Annotated in this window: 17 protein-coding genes; 11 read left to right on the top strand and 6 right to left on the bottom strand. The window is 72.3% G+C overall.

Annotation, left to right across the window (positions count from 1 at the left end; genetic code table 11):
* Positions 1-138 precede the first annotated feature (138 nt).
* Positions 139-663 (top strand): DUF4240 domain-containing protein, encoded by a 525-nt coding sequence (locus tag ACFWA7_RS36830; RefSeq protein ID WP_385547254.1) that lies wholly within the window; start codon positions 139-141, stop codon positions 661-663.
* On the opposite strand, the gene ACFWA7_RS36825 is transcribed toward ACFWA7_RS36830, so the two are convergent.
* Positions 660-1748, bottom strand: a complete 1089-nt coding sequence (locus ACFWA7_RS36825) for a PP2C family protein-serine/threonine phosphatase (protein ID WP_385827448.1) — start codon at positions 1746-1748, stop codon at positions 660-662. The genes ACFWA7_RS36830 and ACFWA7_RS36825 overlap by 4 nt on opposite strands.
* Positions 1749-2385: 637 nt before the next feature.
* Between ACFWA7_RS36825 and ACFWA7_RS36820 the strand changes: the two genes are divergently transcribed.
* Positions 2386-3279, top strand: a complete 894-nt coding sequence (locus tag ACFWA7_RS36820; RefSeq protein ID WP_385827446.1) for a TIGR01777 family oxidoreductase — start codon at positions 2386-2388, stop codon at positions 3277-3279.
* A gap of 227 nt (positions 3280-3506) precedes the next feature.
* Entirely contained in the window at positions 3507-4871 is a 1365-nt protein-coding gene (locus tag ACFWA7_RS36815) for an NAD(P)/FAD-dependent oxidoreductase (RefSeq protein WP_385547245.1), read from the top strand.
* A 180-nt stretch (positions 4872-5051) separates the two neighbouring features.
* Here ACFWA7_RS36815 and ACFWA7_RS36810 read toward each other — a convergent pair whose 3' ends face one another.
* Positions 5052-6518, bottom strand: a complete 1467-nt coding sequence (locus ACFWA7_RS36810) for a regulator (RefSeq protein ID WP_385827444.1) — start codon at positions 6516-6518, stop codon at positions 5052-5054.
* 208 nt (positions 6519-6726) lie between these two features.
* Here ACFWA7_RS36810 and lipB point away from each other — a divergent pair, with 208 nt between their 5' ends.
* The 4 genes from lipB (at position 6727) to ACFWA7_RS36790 (ending at position 9876) form a co-directional block, all read left to right on the top strand.
* Positions 6727-7527: a lipoyl(octanoyl) transferase LipB gene (lipB, locus tag ACFWA7_RS36805; protein WP_385547239.1), complete on the top strand. Its 801-nt coding sequence runs from the start codon at positions 6727-6729 to the stop codon at positions 7525-7527.
* 123 nt (positions 7528-7650) lie between these two features.
* Positions 7651-8655 carry a lipoyl synthase gene (gene lipA / locus ACFWA7_RS36800; protein WP_385827442.1) on the top strand — a complete coding sequence of 335 codons (1005 nt, stop codon included), beginning with the start codon at positions 7651-7653 and terminating at the stop codon, positions 8653-8655.
* Positions 8656-8954: 299 nt separating this feature from the next.
* The gene (locus ACFWA7_RS36795; RefSeq protein ID WP_385547233.1) at positions 8955-9158 is read left to right on the top strand and encodes a hypothetical protein; all 204 of its coding nucleotides are present in this window, start codon (positions 8955-8957) and stop codon (positions 9156-9158) included.
* 19 nt (positions 9159-9177) lie between these two features.
* Complete coding sequence (locus ACFWA7_RS36790) at positions 9178-9876, top strand: DUF4191 domain-containing protein (protein WP_385547230.1); 699 nt, start codon at positions 9178-9180, stop codon at positions 9874-9876.
* 277 nt (positions 9877-10153) lie between these two features.
* On the opposite strand, the gene ACFWA7_RS36785 is transcribed toward ACFWA7_RS36790, so the two are convergent.
* Complete coding sequence (locus tag ACFWA7_RS36785; RefSeq protein ID WP_385547227.1) at positions 10154-10621, bottom strand: RDD family protein; 468 nt, start codon at positions 10619-10621, stop codon at positions 10154-10156.
* A 242-nt stretch (positions 10622-10863) separates the two neighbouring features.
* Between ACFWA7_RS36785 and glnA the strand changes: the two genes are divergently transcribed.
* Positions 10864-12273, top strand: a complete 1410-nt coding sequence (gene glnA, locus ACFWA7_RS36780; protein WP_371652340.1) for a type I glutamate--ammonia ligase — start codon at positions 10864-10866, stop codon at positions 12271-12273.
* A gap of 232 nt (positions 12274-12505) precedes the next feature.
* Here glnA and ACFWA7_RS36775 read toward each other — a convergent pair whose 3' ends face one another.
* Positions 12506-12787 carry a hypothetical protein gene (locus tag ACFWA7_RS36775; protein WP_385547204.1) on the bottom strand — a complete coding sequence of 94 codons (282 nt, stop codon included), beginning with the start codon at positions 12785-12787 and terminating at the stop codon, positions 12506-12508.
* A gap of 140 nt (positions 12788-12927) precedes the next feature.
* Here ACFWA7_RS36775 and ACFWA7_RS36770 point away from each other — a divergent pair, with 140 nt between their 5' ends.
* On the top strand, positions 12928-13287 hold the full coding sequence (locus ACFWA7_RS36770) for an arsenate reductase family protein (protein ID WP_385547201.1): 360 nt from the start codon (positions 12928-12930) through the stop codon (positions 13285-13287).
* Positions 13288-13307: 20 nt separating this feature from the next.
* On the opposite strand, the gene ACFWA7_RS36765 is transcribed toward ACFWA7_RS36770, so the two are convergent.
* Positions 13308-13832 (bottom strand): carboxymuconolactone decarboxylase family protein, encoded by a 525-nt coding sequence (locus ACFWA7_RS36765; protein WP_385547199.1) that lies wholly within the window; start codon positions 13830-13832, stop codon positions 13308-13310.
* A 228-nt stretch (positions 13833-14060) separates the two neighbouring features.
* Here ACFWA7_RS36765 and ACFWA7_RS36760 point away from each other — a divergent pair, with 228 nt between their 5' ends.
* On the top strand, positions 14061-14534 hold the full coding sequence (locus ACFWA7_RS36760) for a hypothetical protein (protein ID WP_385827440.1): 474 nt from the start codon (positions 14061-14063) through the stop codon (positions 14532-14534).
* Between the two features lie 16 nt (positions 14535-14550).
* Here the strand turns inward: ACFWA7_RS36760 and ACFWA7_RS36755 are convergent, their stop codons facing one another.
* A complete protein-coding gene (locus ACFWA7_RS36755) occupies positions 14551-15480 on the bottom strand; it encodes a Gfo/Idh/MocA family protein (protein WP_385827437.1) in 930 nt (309 codons plus the stop codon).
* 188 nt (positions 15481-15668) lie between these two features.
* Between ACFWA7_RS36755 and glnII the strand changes: the two genes are divergently transcribed.
* Positions 15669-16697 carry a glutamine synthetase gene (glnII, locus tag ACFWA7_RS36750; protein WP_385547191.1) on the top strand — a complete coding sequence of 343 codons (1029 nt, stop codon included), beginning with the start codon at positions 15669-15671 and terminating at the stop codon, positions 16695-16697.
* Positions 16698-16843: the final 146 nt, after the last annotated feature.

Below are 16843 nucleotides of genomic sequence, written 5' to 3'. Positions count from 1 at the left end.
GGCTACTGCCGTGCCCCTCGGGCGTACCCGCGCTTCCTTCGGCGGCTGGGGCGAGTGATTCGATCCGGCCGCCCGAAGGGCTGATTTGCGCGGCTCCGCGTGCGCGGCCACCCGCCAGCCACGATGCTGGATCCCGTGATGGACGAGACGGAATTCTGGGAGCTGATCGACAGCACCCGCGAGGACGCCGAGGGCGACCCCGAGGACCATGCGGAGCTGCTGGTGGAGCGCTTGCTGCAGCTCGACCCGGAAGCCGTCCTGGACTTCGCCAGGCACTTCGAGGCCCGCTACAACCGCGCCTACGCCTGGGATCTGTGGGGCGCGGCGGCCGTGCTGCTCGGCGGCGCCAGCGACGACGCGTTCGACTACTTCCGCTGCTGGCTCATCGGCCAGGGCCGTGAGGTGTTCGAGGGCGCCCTGCACGACCCGGACCACCTCGCCGAGCTCCTGGAGGAGTTCGACGAGGAGATCGACGGCGACGGCGAGGACCTCGGCTACGCGGCGGACGAGGCGTACGAGCAGCTCACCGGGGCCGTAGCGCCCGATCTGGGGATCTCGCCCCAGCCCTCCGAACCGCTGGGCACACCGATCGACTTCGAGGACGACCGCGCCCTGGCGGAGCGGTTCCCCCGTCTGTGGGAACGATTCGGCACTTCGGTCTAAGGAAGCCGGTGGCCGTTCGCCGAGGCCAGGGCGAGCAGGGCCACGTCGTCCTTGGCCCGGCCCGCGTAGCGGACCAGGTCGTCGCGTACCGCCTCGGTCAGCGCGGCGAGGCCGTCGCCCGGGGCCAGCGCCGCCAGCCGCTCCCCCAGCGGATAGAAGGCCCCGGCCGCGTCGCGCGCCTCGGTCACCCCGTCCGTGTACGCGAGGATCCTGTCCCCCTCGGCGAGCTCCACCCGTAGCTCGCGGGGCGGCGCGAGGCCCGCGAGGCCGAGGCCGAGTGGCGCCGCGGGCTCGGCGGCCAGTTCGGCGGCGGTGCGGCCGCGCAGCAGGAACGGCCGGGGGTGGCCGCAGCTCACCACCCGTACGACGGGCTCGTGGAGCGGGAACTCCAGGAGCAGCGCGGTCGCGAACAGCTCGCCGGGCCCGTCCGGTTCCGCGTCGACCACCAGGCGGCGGTCGAGGCGGGCGGCCACGCCCGGCAGCGTGGGCTCGTCGAGGACCGCCTCGCGGAAGGCGCCGAGCAGCGCGGCCACCGTGCCGACCGCCGCCAGGCCGTGGCCCTGGACGTCCGCGATCACCGCCCGTACGCCGTGCGGGCCCGCGCGCACGTCGTAGAAGTCCCCGCCGACCAGGGTGCCGCGCTGCGCGGCCTGGTAGAGCCCGGCGCAGCGCACCTGCCCCACCTCGTCCGGCAGCGGCGGCAGCACCGCGAGCTGGGCGGCCTCGGCGACGGTACGGACGGTCACCAGCTGGTGCTCGCGGCGCTGGCGCACCCGGGCCACCACGATGCTGAAGACCACGACGACCGCGAGGGTGAGGATGTCGCCGGGGTGCGGGTACCAGTCGCGGGTGTGCGGCAGCAGGACGCCGGCGAAGGTGACGGTGGCCAGGACGACGGTGCCGAGCGGGCCGTAGGCGAAGGCGGCGAGCGGCGGCACGGCGGCCAGGAAGTAGCCGAGCTCGACCCCGTTGGGGGTGGCGAGCTGGGCGGCCGTGATCCCGGCGAGGACCACCACCGGGAGCGCCCGCTGCCACAGCGGCCGGGGGGCGACCGGCAGCAGCCCGGACGCGCCCTCGTCCACCATGGCGAAACTCCTCGGCCGCCGGGTTTCCGCTGCTATCTCCTGTTCTACGTCACTCGGTGAGCGAGCGCCCTTCAGCACGTCGTCCACGTACTCCCCGTCCAGCAGGAACTCTCCGGGCAGGGCCCCCTCGACGGCGAAGCCCTCCGACTCGTACAGCTCGCGGGCGAGCGTGTTGTGGCCCAGTACGCGCGGGGTCAGCCGGCGGGCGCCCCGGCGCCGGGACTCCTCCGCGACTCCTCCGCGGCGGCGCGCGGCAGGGCCCGGGCGACGCCCAGGCCCCGGGCGCGGTCGGCGACGGCTGGGGCCTGGATCCGGCGTACGTGGCCGTTGCAGTCGAGCCGGTGGCCCGGACCAGGCGCGGATATCCGGCCACCCGGCCGTCGAGCTCGGCCACGAGGTAGTACGCGGGCGGTTGGCGGGGTCGAAGAACGGCCCGAACGGTGGCGCGGGGCGGGTCTGGACGGAGTGCGGCGGCGGCCAGACGTCGCGGTCGAGCTCGGCGAGGGCGGCTTCGTCATGGTGTCGGGCGGGGCGTGTGCGCGGCTCGCGCACGGGCCACTGTGCCATCGGGGCGCCGGTGCGGAAGCATGGTTTCCGCCCCGGAGCGGGGCACCCTCCACCATCGGGAGAAGGCGGCATGCGGATCGCGATCACGGGCTCGACGGGGCTCATCGGCACGGCGCTCGCGCAGTCACTGCGGGCGGACGGGCACGAACTCGTCCGTCTGGTGCGGCGCCCGGCGCGGGCCGGCGACGAGGTCGAGTGGGACCCGAAGGGGCGGTCCGCAGACACGACCGCGGCCGGGCTCGCCGGGTGCGAGGCCGTGGTCCATCTGGCCGGGGCCGGGGTCGGGGACCACCGGTGGACGGCCGCGTACAAGAAGGAGATCCGCGACAGCCGGGTGCTCGGCACGGCCGCCCTCGCCGAGGCCCTGGCCTCGCTCGACGTGCCGCCGAAGGTGCTGGTGTGCGGCACGGCGATCGGCTACTACGGCGATACGGGCACGCGCGCGGTGGACGAGGAGGCGCCGCCCGGCGAGGGCTTCCTGGCGGGGGTCTGCGTGGAGTGGGAGGAGGCGGCGGCCCCGGCGCAGGAGGCGGGCATCCGTACGGTGTTCGCCCGCACCGGCCTGGTGGTGGCCCGCGAGGGCGGCGCCTGGGGCAAGCTGTTCCCGATCTTCCGGGCGGGGCTCGGCGGGCGGCTGGGCAGCGGCCGCCAGTACTGGTCGTTCATCTCCCGGCACGACCACATCGCGGCACTGCGGCACCTGCTCGACACCCCCGAACTGTCCGGTCCGGTGAACCTGACGGCGCCGGACCCGGTCACCAACCGCGAGGTGACGGCGGCGATGGCCCGCGCCCTGCACCGCCCGGCGCTCTTCCCGGTCCCGGCCCCGGCGATCCGTCTGGTCCTGGGCGAGTTCGCGGAGGACGTCCTGGGCAGCCAGCGGGTCCTCCCGCGCCGCCTCCTGGACTCGGGCTTCCGGTTCGCGTTCCCGGGGATCGACGGGGCGATCCGGGCGGCGCTGTAGGCGGCGCTGTAACGGTAGGGGCCGGGCGGCAGCGGCGTCCCGTACCTGTTGCCCGTCCGGAACAGCACCGGCGCACGGCGTGCGGGCGCGTGCCTCCGTGCCCGGCCGCGTGCGCGAGTCGCGGATTCGACCGCGCTTTCTACTCTCTCTCCGAACTCCTGCATTTCGTGGGCCGGTTGGGGGCATGAGGCCTCCACCAATCCGCGCCGACCTCAGGGAGGGTGCACGTGCTCAGCACCGCACACCATGCGGACGTCGTCATCGTGGGGGCCGGGCTCGCCGGCCTGTCAGCGGCTCATCAGCTGACCGGCGCGGGGGTCACGGTCATGGTCCTGGAGGCCGCCGGGGAGGTGGGCGGGCGCATGTCCACCGAGCACCTCGACGGCTTCCGCCTCGACCGGATCGGCCAGCTGCTCTCCACCTCGTACCCGGAGCTGATGCGCACGCCCGGCCTGGACGGCCTGACCCTGAGCGCGTTCGCGCCCGGGGTGCTCGTCCACAGCGCGGGCCGCCATTACCGGGCGGGCGTGCCACGGAGCGCGCGGGGCGCACTCGCCGCAGCGCGCGCCCTGGCGAGCGCCCCCAGGGGAGGCCCCCGGGGCGTGCCCAGAAGCTCCGCGCGGGGCGGCTCCCGCGGCGCCCCGACCCCGCTCGGCGGCGCGCTCGACCAGGCCCGGCTCGGCGCGTCGCTCGCCCGGCTCGCCACGACCCCCGTCGAGCGGCTGCTCTCCCGGCCCGAACTGCCCATCGGGGCCGCCCTGCAGACCCGCGGCCTGCCCGCCCGCACCCTGGACGGGTTCGTACGCCCCCTGCTCTCCGCGCTGCTCTGCGACCCGGACCTCACCACCTCCAGCCGGTGCGCCGACCTCGCCCTGCGCGGCTTCGCGCGCGGCCGGCTGTGCGTGCCGTCGGGGGGCGCCTCGGTGCTGCCGGAGCTGCTCGCGGCCGCGCTGCCGCCCGGCACGGTCCGTACCGGCGTCAAGGTCACCTCGGTCGCCACGACCTCCGTGACCACCGCCGGCCACGGCGTCCTCGGCTGCCGCTCGCTGCTGCTCGCCACGGACGCGCGCGCCGCCGCCGAGCTGCTGCCCGGCCTTCGGGTGCCGCCGTTCCACCCGGTGACCGTGGTCCACCACACCGCCCCCGCGCCCCCACTGGCCGAACCGGCGCTGCTGCTCGACGCGGACGGGAGCGGCCCGGTGGCGCACACGGTGGTGATGAGCGAGGTCGACCCGGCGCGCGCGCCGCACGGCCGGGCGCTCATCAGCTCCACCGTGCTCGGCCCCCCGCCGCCGGACCTGGAGGCCTCGGTCCTGGCCCATCTCGGCCGGCTGTACGGGACGTCGACGGCCGGCTGGGACCTGCTAGCCGTCCGGCGCACCCCGGAGGCGGTCCCGGCGATGCCCGCACCCCACGACGTACGCCGCCCGGTGCGCCTCCTGGCCGGCCTGTACGTCTGCGGGGACCACCGCGACACCAGCACTGTCCAGGGCGCCCTGTACTCGGGCCGCAGGGCCGCGCACGCGATCCTGGCGGACCTGGGCCTGCGCGCGGCCGACACCGCACCCGGGGTACTCCCGGCGGCCGCGTAGGGCTCCGCCCCGGTCACCCACCTGCGGGCCGTCTGTGGCCGGTCGCGCAGTTCCCCGTGCCCCCCGTGGGCGCCCCGAAGGGGCGCATTCAGGGGCGCGGGGAACTGCGCGAGCAACCAGCCACGGTGGGCGGCCGCGAGGCGACAGCAACCCACACCCGCCCTGTGGGCGCCCCACCAACTACCCCAGCGCCGCGACCCGGTCGCGATACGTCCGTACCGCCGCCGCGTCCCGGTACGGCTCAAGCCGCCGCTCGAAGTCCCGCACATACTCGGTCGCCCGGACCGACCTCATCTCGCTCGCCTGCTGCGCCGCCTCCGCGGCCAGCGCGCAGGCCTGGTCGAGCTCGCCGAGGCCGAGCCTGGCGCAGGCCAGGACCACCCGGCAGAAGAGCCGTGAGCGGGCGTACGCCGGGGCGCGCAGCTGGAGGGAGCGCTCGGCGTGCTGCGCGGCCGCCCGGTACTGCTGGAGGTCGCGGTGGCAGTGGCCGAACTCGTCCGCGAGCTGCGCGTCGTCGAAGAACCGCGCCCAGTGCGGCACGTCGTCGCCCGGCCTGGCCGCCTCCATCGCCCGTTCCGCCCGCACCAGCGAGGCCGTGCACGCCCGGATCTCGCCGAGCACCCCGTGCCCGCGCGCCTCCACGGAGTGCAGGAGCGCCTGCACCACCGGCGGCGCCGAGGAGCCGACGCCCTGCTGGGCGACCCGCGCCAGCTGCACCGCCTCCCGGCCGTGGCCGAGGTAGACGGCCTGGCGGCTCATCGTGACCAGCACATACGACCCGTATGCCCGGTCGCCCGCCGCCTGCGCGAGCCGCAGCGCCTGGACGAAGTACCGCTGCGCCAGGCCGTGCGCCGCGATGTCGTACGACGTCCAGCCCGCGAGGCGGGTGAGGTCGGCGGCCGCCGCGAAGAGCCTGCGGCCGATGTTCTCGCCGTAGCTGCCGCGCAGCATCGGCTCGGCCTCGTGCTCCAGATAGCGCACCAGGGCCTGGCGCGCGTGGCCGCCGCCGTAGGCGTGGTCCAGGGTGCGGAAGAGCTCCCCGACCGAGCGCAGGGCCGCGATGTCCCCGCTGGTCACCCGCTGCCCCGGGCCCCGGTCCGAGGTGCGCTGCCGGGGCACGCCCGGGCGGCCCTGGCTCGGGACGCGCGGCCCGGCGGCGGCCGTCTCGCCCGCGAAGCGCGGGGACGGGTCGCCGTGGCCGACGCGTTCGTCGGCCCGCCCGATCAGCCAGTCCCTGCTGGGCACCACGAGCCCGGCCGGGGTGAACGCGATCTTGCGGAGTTCGATGTGGCTGCCTGAGTCCTTTCGCCACAGACCGCTGACGATGTCGACGGCCTCCTCCGGGGTCGCCGCGAACTCCAGACCGGCGTACACCGGCGCGCACGCGTCGAGCCCCAGGTCCTGTGCCGAGAGTCTGCGCCCCAGGCGCCGGGTGAACACCTCGGCGATCAGCGCGGGCGTGGTGCCGCGCGGCTGCTGCCCGCGCAGCCACCTGGTCACCGACGTCTTGTCGTACCGCAGATCCAGTCCGTGCTCCAGGCCGAGCTGGTCCACACGGCGCGCGAGGCCCGCGTTGGAGAACCCGGCCTCCGCGATGAGCGCGGCGAGCTGGCGGTTGGGCGTGCGCTGCGCGGGTCGTTCCGTCATCAGCTGTGCGATCTCCTGCCTTCCGGGCCAAGCGGGCAGCCCTCATGGAACGGGGGGAATTTAGCGGTCAATACCGCCCTGACCGCCGCCTGCGCCCCGCATTCATCCGATCGTGTGAGGAGGTGCCGTTTCTGCCCGCCGCACGCTGCCGTCGAACGCGGTCGTACAGTGGCTGAGGCGCATGTATGCACTGGGTGAGGAGCCGGGCGTGAACGAGCTGCGATTTGACCGACTGGGTTTCGGCGACGACGCGGTCGAGTACCAGGAGGCCTGGGACGAGCAGCGGCGGGTGCACGCGGCCCGGTTCGCCGACGAGATCCCGGACACCTGCCTACTCCTGGAGCACCCGCCGGTCTACACCGCGGGTCGGCGCACGGACCCCAGCGAGCGCCCCCTGGACGGCACTCCGGTCGTGGACGTGGACCGGGGCGGCAAGATCACCTGGCACGGCCCGGGCCAGCTGGTCGGCTACCCGATCCAGAAACTGCCGCGCCCGGTGGACGTGGTCGCGCATGTGCGCCGCCTGGAGGAGGCCCTGATCCGCACGGCCGCCGACTTCGGTCTGGAGACCACCCGGGTCGAGGGCCGCAGCGGGGTGTGGGTGCTCGGCGACCCGGTGGAGCAGCGCCCCAAGCCCGCCGGGCTCTCCCTCGACTTCGACCCCCGGCTCACCGACGACGAGTTCGACCCGCGTCTGAACGGCCCGGAGTACGCGCCGTCCAACGCGGGCCAGCGCCGCGAGGACCGCAAGCTCGCCGCGATCGGCATCCGGGTCGCCAAGGGCGTGACCATGCACGGCTTCGCGCTGAACGTGAACCCGGACAACACCTGGTTCGACAGGATCGTGCCGTGCGGCATCCGCGACGCGGGCGTGACCTCGCTCTCGTACGAACTGGGCCGCGAGATCACGATCGCCGACGTCCTGCCGGTCGTCGAGAAGCACCTCAAGGACATCCTGGAACACGCGGAACTGGCGCCCAGGGAGATCGAGCGCGCTACCGCCCAGTAACGGCCGGGCGCACCCCGAACGGGAATGCGCCCCCTTGGCCATGGGTTGGCCAGACGTAATGCCGCGCAAATAACGGGCGTACCCTGGTGTCCGCCGAAGAATCGAAGTCATAGGGAGCACATCGTGTCCGCAGTCGCACCCGACGGACGCAAGATGCTGCGCCTGGAGGTCCGGAACAGCCAGACCCCCATCGAGCGCAAGCCCGAGTGGATCAAGACCCGGGCGAAGATGGGCCCCGAGTACACCAAGATGCAGAGCCTGGTGAAGAGCGAGGGGCTGCACACGGTCTGCCAGGAGGCGGGCTGTCCCAACATCTTCGAGTGCTGGGAGGACCGCGAGGCGACCTTCCTCATCGGCGGCGACCAGTGCACCCGGCGCTGCGACTTCTGCCAGATCGACACGGGCAAGCCCGAGGCGCTCGACCGCGACGAGCCCCGCCGCGTGGGCGAGTCCGTGGTCACCATGGACCTGAACTACGCCACGATCACCGGTGTCGCCCGCGATGACCTGGCGGACGGCGGCGCCTGGCTGTACGCGGAGACCGTGCGCCAGATCCACGCACAGACGGCGGACCGCGCCGACGGCCGCACCAAGGTCGAGCTGCTCGCCCCCGACTTCAACGCGGTGCCGGAGCAGCTGGCCGAGGTCTTCTCGTCCCGCCCCGAGGTCTTCGCGCACAACGTCGAGACCGTGCCCCGGATCTTCAAGCGGATCCGCCCCGGCTTCCGCTACGAGCGCTCCCTCGACGTCATCACCCAGGCCCGCGACTTCGGCCTGGTGACCAAGTCGAACCTGATCCTCGGCATGGGCGAGACCCGCGAAGAGGTCAGCGAGGCGCTCCAGCACCTGCACGACGCGGGCTGCGAGCTGATCACCATCACGCAGTACCTGCGGCCGTCGCTGCGCCACCACCCCGTGGAGCGCTGGGTGAAGCCGCAGGAGTTCGTGGAGCTCAAGGAGGAGGCCGACGAGATCGGCTTCTCCGGTGTGATGTCGGGCCCGCTGGTCCGCTCCTCGTACCGCGCGGGCCGGCTCTTCCAGCAGGCGATGGAGCGCCGGGGCGCGACGGCTTCGACGGTGTCGACGGCTACGACGGCTTCGACGGAGGAGACCGCGGTCGGCGTGTGACCGTCCGCGACCGACTCGCGCGCGCACACCACGTGTGAATTCGCGCACAAGATGCTACCGGCCGGTAATGGCCGATTCGACGCGGCTCGTACATCCCTCGCAGGTAGGGGGTGTGTACGGGCCGCGTCAGCGTTCTACCGGGGCGCGTCAAGGTTTCATTGGCGTTTGACCGTTCGGACACGCCCTGGTAACACCAGTCAGTGACGCTGGCTTCACGCACCGCGCACGCCCCCGGGCGTGAGCCCGCGCGCACGCCCCGTTCCGTCCGTACCGGTTCCCGTCCTGGGGAGGACCTCACGATGCAGTCCGCGACGACCGTACGCGCCACCGCGCTCCCGTCCGTCACCGACGCACTGCGCGCCATGGAGACCTTCCTGATGGCCGCCGGCCAGCGCACGGCCCGCCGGAACGCCTGGACCGCGGTCCTGGAGGACCGCCGCCGGGCCAAGGACCGGACCGAGGCGCAGCACGTACTGGAGGCCGTGGCTAGCCGTCGCTCCTAGGCCACGTAAACTTCAGGGCATGGCGACGAAGGAAAACGCAGACGCTACTGCGAACCCCGGGCGACTGAAGCAGATCGCCCTGACCTACAAGATGACCCGCAAGGCCGACCCGATTGTCGGTCTCGTCGTCGCGGCAGTGGGAATCGTCACCTTCGGTGTCTTCCTCGCGCTCGGGTTCTTGATCGGTCACCCCATCTACCTGGGCATTCTCGGCGTCCTGCTGGCCTTCCTCGCTATGGCGATCGTCTTCGGACGCCGTGCCGAGCGCGCTGCCTTCGGGCAGATGGAAGGACAGCCGGGGGCCGCGGCCGCAGTGCTCCAGAACGTCGGCCGCGGCTGGACGACGACCCCGGCGGTGGCGATGAACCGCAGCCAGGACGTCGTGCACCGGGCGGTCGGCAAGGCCGGCATCGTGCTGGTGGCCGAGGGCAACCCGAACCGGGTGAAGTCGCTGCTGGCGGCCGAGAAGAAGAAGATGGCGCGGATCGTGGTGGACGTACCGGTCCACGACGTGATGGTCGGCGACGGAGAGGGCCAGGTGCCCTTGAAGAAGCTCCGCACCACGCTGCTGAAGCTCCCGCGCGTCCTGGCGGGGCCGCAGGTCACCGCGGCCAACGACCGGCTGCGCGCGATGGGCGACCTGATGAGCAACATGCCGCTTCCCAAGGGGCCGATGCCCAAGGGGATGCGGATGCCGCGCGGCGGGAAGGCGCGCTAAGCACTCACGTGCATGTACGGGAAGGGGGCCCGGCGGAACCGAAAGGTTCTGCCGGGCCCCCTTGCTCTGTTTCCCGTGCGTCTTCGGCTGCGGGTCGTGCGTGGCCGGTCGCGCCCACGCGGCGGAGCCGCACGATGTGACAGCCCCGCGCCCCTTAAGGGCGCGTTCGGCTGCGGGTCGTGCGTGGCCGGTCGCGCCCACGCGGCGGAGCCGCACGATGTGACAGCCCCGCGCCCCTCAGGGGGTACGGGTCCCCGCCCGATGGGGGGTACGGCTGCTAGATCCGGACCTGGATCGCGCGCGCCAGGCGGTCGTGGAGGCCGCGGCCGTCGCGGTCCCAGACCAGGGCCGGGACGGCGAGGCACAGCAGCACGCTGCGCAGCAGGGACCGGAGGAAGCCGAGGCGGCCGCCGCCCTCGGCGATCAGACGCAGGCCCAGAAGGCGCTTGCCGGGCGTGAACCCGACCGTGCCGACGGTCAGGATGCTCATCACCAGGAAGACGACGAGCGCCCAGTTGTTGGTGAGGTGGAGGGTGCGGTGCGCGAGGAGCCCGTATGCGATCAGGGCGCTCACCGACCAGTCGATGAAGATGGCGCCGAAGCGCCGGCCCAGGGGGGCGATGGCGCCCGGCCCCTCCTCCGGCAGACCGAGCTGCTCGCCCCGGTAACCGAAGTCGACGCCCATCTCCTCGGCCGCCGCGCGGGGCCCGGAGAGCCACGATCCGATTGCTTGCCTGTTGTCCACGCTTCCACGGTACCGGCCGGTGTTCGGGGCCCCGCCCCCGGGATGGCCGGGAGAGCCGCATTTATCCCATTTACACGGGTCTTGATGTGCCGCCTACCCCGACCCCGGTTAACTTGGGCGAAACAAACGGGTCACGCTTGAGAAATCCCGCCTGCCTATGGTCAGGTCCAGCGTGTGCCACCGCACTGGCCGCACCACGAGCTACAACCCCGTCTCCCCCGGACGGGAGTAGGAGGAGTTGGATGTTCCAGAACGCCGACGACGCCAAGAAGTACATCGCGGACAACGACGTCAAGATGGTCGACGTCCGGTTCTGCGACCTTCCCGGCGTGATGCAGCACTTCACGATCCCGGCGACGGCGTTCGACCCGTCCGAGGAGCTCGCCTTCGACGGCTCGTCGATCCGTGGCTTCCAGGCCATTCACGAGTCCGACATGGCGCTGCGCGCCGACCTGTCGACCGCGCGCCTGGACCCCTTCCGCCGCGACAAGACGCTGAACATCAACTTCTTCATCCACGACCCGATCACGGGTGAGCAGTACAGCCGCGACCCGCGCAACATCGCCAAGAAGGCCGAGGCCTACCTCGCGTCGACCGGCATCGCGGACACCGCGTACTTCGGCCCCGAGGCCGAGTTCTACGTCTTCGACAGCGTGCGCTTCAGCACCGCCGCGAACGAGGGCTTCTACCACATCGACTCCGAGGCGGGCGCCTGGAACACCGGTGCGGTCGAGGACAACCGCGGCTACAAGGTCCGCTACAAGGGCGGCTACTTCCCGGCCCCGCCGGTCGACCACTTCGCCGACCTGCGTGCCGAGATCTCCCTGGAGCTGGAGAAGTCCGGCCTCCAGGTCGAGCGCCAGCACCACGAGGTGGGCACGGCCGGCCAGGCGGAGATCAACTACAAGTTCAACACGCTGCTGGCCGCGGCCGACGACCTGATGCTCTTCAAGTACATCGTGAAGAACGTCGCGTGGCGCAACGGCAAGACCGCGACCTTCATGCCGAAGCCGATCTTCGGCGACAACGGCTCGGGCATGCACGTGCACCAGTCGCTGTGGACCGCCGGCGAGCCGCTCTTCTACGACGAGCAGGGCTACGCGGGCCTGTCGGACACCGCCCGCTACTACATCGGCGGCATCCTCAAGCACGCCCCGTCGCTGCTCGCCTTCACCAACCCGACGGTGAACTCCTACCACCGCCTGGTCCCCGGCTTCGAGGCCCCGGTCAACCTGGTGTACTCGCAGCGCAACCGCTCCGCCGCGATGCGCATCCCGATCACGGGCTCGAACCCGAAGGCGAAGCGCGTCGAGTTCCGCGCCCCGGACCCGTCCTCGAACCCGTACCTGGCGTTCTCGGCCCTCCTCCTCGCGGGCCTCGACGGCATCAAGAACAAGATCGAGCCGGCCGAGCCGATCGACAAGGACCTGTACGAGCTCGCCCCCGAGGAGCACGCGGGCGTCCCCCAGGTCCCGACCTCCCTCCCGGCGGTGCTGGAGGCCCTGGAGGCCGACAACGAGTACCTCCAGGCGGGCGGCGTCTTCACGTCCGACCTGATCGAGACGTGGATCGACTACAAGCGCACGGCGGAGATCGCCCCGATCCAGCTGCGCCCGCACCCGCACGAGTTCGAGCTGTACTTCGACATCTAAGCCCGACCGGATGTCAGACGCCTGAACACGGCTGAGCACGCACTGAGGCCCTGCCACTCCCTTCCGGGGGAGCGGCAGGGCCTCAGTGCGTGTCGGTACCGGGTGCGGCGTGGGCGTGAACTCGACCTTCCCCGGCTCTTCTTGGCAAGCCCGCCAACGGCGCCCCCGCCACCTGCTGAAGCAGGCCGGGTGAAGTGCCGCGCCCCGGCTCCCGGGGCGCGGCACCCGCGCGTCAGCGGCCGGAGCGGAGCAGCGCCCGGACCATCCTGCACGTCGTGTCGGACGGCGGGTGCACTCCGATCAGCTCCGCCGTGCTCCGTATCTTGCGGTCGGGCGCGTGCTCCGGCTGGTACACACCCGTGTCGAGCAGCGCGATGGCCAGGCGCATCGCCTTGAGGCGCCTGTTGTGCGTCTCGTACCACACACGCGGGCGCCCGGCGGGCAGCGGCACCCTTTTCAGGGACGTCAGGGACAGCTGTTGCGGGGCACGCGAAGTCAGTACGGCAGCGGCCATGGGCATCCTCCTGGGCAGTCGGGAACCCTCACGAACTGCCTCAATTTTACTGCCCACCACTGACAATCGCCGCTGCCAACCGCAGCTGACCGAAGGGTCTTTGAGCAGGTCACAGCCGTATCGGCGGTACCTTGTCCCCCATGGAGATCTGGATCAACCCCGCCTGTTCCAAGTGCCGCAGCGCCGTCGAACTGCTCGATGCCGAGGGTGCCTCGTATACCGTCCGCCGCTACCTCGAAGACGTGCCGTCCGAGGACGAGATCCGGGCCGTGCTCGACCGGCTCGGCCTCGAACCGTGGGACATCACGCGCACCCAGGAGGCCGACGCGAAGGAGCTCGGGCTCAAGGAGTGGCCGCGCGAGTCCGCCTCGCGCGACCGCTGGATCGCGGCGCTCGCCGCGCACCCCAAGCTGATCCAGCGGCCGATCATCACGGCGCAGGACGGTACGGCCGTGGTGGGCCGCACCGAGGAGGCGGTACGGGACGCGCTCTCCCGGTGAGGCCCGGGGGCCCCGCCCCCTTACCGGACCCGCTCGTCCGTCCCCGCCACCTTCCGCGCGGTGACGTTCAGGCGGTTCCACGTGTTGATCGTGAAGATCAGCGCGAGCAGCCCGCCGAGCTCCTGCTCGCTGAACTCCTCGGCGGCCTCCTCGAACACCTCGTCGCTCACCTCGCCGTCCGCGATCAGCGTCACCGCCTCGGTGAGGGCGAGCGCCGCGCGCTCCTGCGAGGTGAAGAAGTGCGCCGCCTCGCGCCACACGCCCACCATGTGCAGGCGCTCCGGGTTCTCGCCCGCCTTGTGCGCGTCGCTGACGTGCATGTGGAGGCAGTACGCGCAGTTGTTGATCTGCGAGGCCCGTATCTGCACCAGCTCCACCAGGGCGGGGTCGAGGTGCTCGGTGGCCGCGATGTTCAGGGCGATGATCGCCTTGAACGCCTTCGGGTTGGCCTTGGCGAAGTCGATCCGTACGGGGTTCTGGGCGGCGGCCAGCGCGATGGTCTCGTTGATGTCGGTCGTCTTCGGGGCGATCTGCGTCGTCGTCATGATCATTAATCTACGGGGTCGGGCGACCGGCCCACAGGTGCATTTCCGGGGCAGAAAGGTGGGTCAATTTCCGGACCGCGAGCCCCTGGCCCCGCACCCGTCCGAGCCCGTTCCGCCCCGTTCCGTTGTCATACTTTCGGACGAAAAAATTGGTACTCAATGGGGAGGATCCCCCCGGAAAACCCCGCCTACCTTGGAGGTCCCCTCACACACCCCGCTGGAGCCCCCATGCAGCAGAACTGGTTGTTCGGCGGCGTGTACGGGACGGTGCTGAGCAGCGCGCTGCTCGCGGCGCTGCACAGCGAGGGCACGCCGTACACCCCGTACTACAACGCCGCCTGGATCCTGGTGACCGCCGGCACCGCCGCGCTCGCCCATGCCTACGCGCACCACATGTCGTCCCACCGGCAGAACGGCGGCACCCAGCGCTGGCGGCGGCTCGCCGTCACCCTCGCCGACGAGTGGCCGGTGGTCGTCGCCTGTGTGCCCACCGTGCTGCTGCTCGTCACCTCCGGGCTCGCGGGCTGGGCGGAGAGCGACGTCACCAGCGCCGGGCTGGCGCTCAACACGGGGCTGCTGTTCGGCTGGGGCACGTTCGCCGCGCTGCGGGAGGGCTACCGGCGCCGGTCCGCCGCGTTCATCGGGGGCGCGGACGCGGCGATCGGGCTGCTCATAGCGGGGGCCAACGCCGTCATCAAATGACCCGGCCGGCCACCGGCTACCGGTCCCCCTTCCCCAGCTGCCGCTCCGCCTCCGCCAGCACCTCCGTCACCCGCGCCCCGAACCCCGCGTCGCACGGATGCGGCACCCCGCCGCGTACCGCGTGCAGCAGCGCGTCCAGGGCAGCCGCGAACGCCCCGTCCACGCCGTCCGGCTGCGGCATCGCCAGCACGCCCGGCTCGCCCAGGAACTCCACGCCCACGCCCGCCACCGCCTCGGGCGCGGTGAAGCCGAGCGTCACCGTGGCGGAGGCGCCCGAGGCGTGGCGCAGGATCAGATGGACCGTGTCGCCGGGGCCGGGCGCGGCCGTCACCGCCGTCACCTCGCCGAGCACCGGCACCAGGACCGACAGGGCGTGCGGGCCGACGTCCCAGAGCGCGCCCTTCTCGCGGCGCCAGGGCGAGGCGGCGTACGGGCTGGGGGCGGCGCCGGGGGTGAACAGCGCGCCGAGCCAGTGCGCGCGGCCGGTGAACCAGCCGTCGAGCGCGGCCCGGCTCTCGATCCATCCGGCCGTACCCGGGTCGAACCGCAGGGTGAGGAAGACCACGGAGGCGACTCCTGCCCGCTCCGCCGCGTCCGCGACCTCGCGCGCGTGGCCGGTGTCCGTGGCGACCGGCTTGTCGAGCAGCAGATGGCACCCGGCCGCCGCCGCCCGTACCGCGAGCGGCGCCTGGACGTCCGGGGGCAGCGCGAAGGCGACCGCGTCGCAGGCCGCGAAGAGCTCGTCCACGTCCCCGTACACGGGGACGGAGTGCTCGGCGGCGAGCGCGGCCGCCGCCTCGGGGCGGCGCCCCCACACGCCGGCGAACTCGACGTCCGGGTGTGCGGCGAGCGCGGGCGCGTGGGCGGCGACGGCCCACGGGCCGGTGCCGAGGAGTCCGATCCGAAGGGGTGCGGGGCGGGCTGTGGTGCCGGATGCGTTGGCCATACGGACAAGTGTGCTCAGTACGGCGAACAAAAGCGGCGTGATGAACGAAACCTGAGTAACACCGGGTTCACAAACGGGCAACGGACGGGAAATCCCGGGATGTGAGGCTGCCCGCAACAGCCGCGGCGCCCCGCACGGCGCCCCACCGGCTTCCGCACCACCAGCAGCTCCCGCAAAGGATGGCTTCCGTGACGTTCAAGGCTGAGTACATCTGGATCGACGGCACCGAGCCGACGGCCAAGCTCCGCTCGAAGACCAAGATCATCGCGGGTGTGCCCGACGGCGCCGAGCTGCCGGTGTGGGGCTTCGACGGCTCCTCCACCAACCAGGCCGAGGGCCACGCCTCCGACCGGGTGCTGAAGCCGGTCTTCTCCTGTCCGGACCCGATCCGCGGCGGTGACAACGTCCTCGTCCTGTGCGAGGTCCTCGACATCGACGGCACCCCGCACGAGTCCAACACGCGCGCGCTGCTGCGCCCTCTCGCCGAGCGGTTCGCCGCGCAGGAGCCGATCTTCGGCATCGAGCAGGAGTACACGTTCTTCGACGGCGCCCGTCCGCTGGGCTTCCCGGTCGGCGGCTTCCCGGCCGCGCAGGGCGGCTACTACTGCGGTGTCGGCGCCGACGAGATCTTCGGCCGCGAGATCGTCGAGAAGCACCTCGACCACTGCCTCGCCGCGGGTCTGAGCATCTCCGGCATCAACGCCGAGGTCATGCCCGGCCAGTGGGAGTTCCAGGTCGGCCCGGTCGGCCCCCTGGAGGTCTCCGACCAGCTGTGGATCGCGCGCTGGCTGCTCTACCGCACGGCCGAGGACTTCAACGTCTCGGCGACGCTCGACCCGAAGCCGGTGAAGGGCGACTGGAACGGCGCGGGCGCGCACACCAACTTCTCCACCAAGGCGATGCGCGAGGGCTACGACGCGATCATCACCGCGTGCGAGTCGCTCGGCGAGGGCTCCAAGCCGATGGACCACGTCAAGCACTACGGCGCGGGCATCGACGACCGCCTCACCGGCCTGCACGAGACCGCCCCGTGGAACGAGTACTCGTACGGCGTCTCCGACCGCGGCGCCTCGGTCCGCATCCCGTGGCAGGTCGAGGTGGACAAGAAGGGCTACATCGAGGACCGCCGCCCGAACGCGAACGTCGACCCGTACGTCGTGACCCGGCTGATCGTCGAGACCTGCTGCACCGGCCTGGAGAAGGCCGGCCAGGTCTGAGCCGGACCCGGCTCGCAGGAACCGTCCCCGAGGGCGTCCACCGCACACGCGGTGGGCGCCCTCGGGGCGTTGTGGCAGGGCTGGGGCCTGTCCGGCGGATCCGGTCGGCCTCGGCCGGGACGCCTTTTCGTTGCCGCGTGCCGACC

Origin of the sequence: Streptomyces sp. NPDC059994, from assembly GCF_042737755.1 — a bacterium.
In the GTDB taxonomy this organism is placed as follows: Bacteria; Actinomycetota; Actinomycetes; order Streptomycetales; family Streptomycetaceae; genus Streptomyces.
Note: the sequence above shows the minus strand (reverse complement) of the source record. Positions and strands in the feature narration are given on the sequence as shown.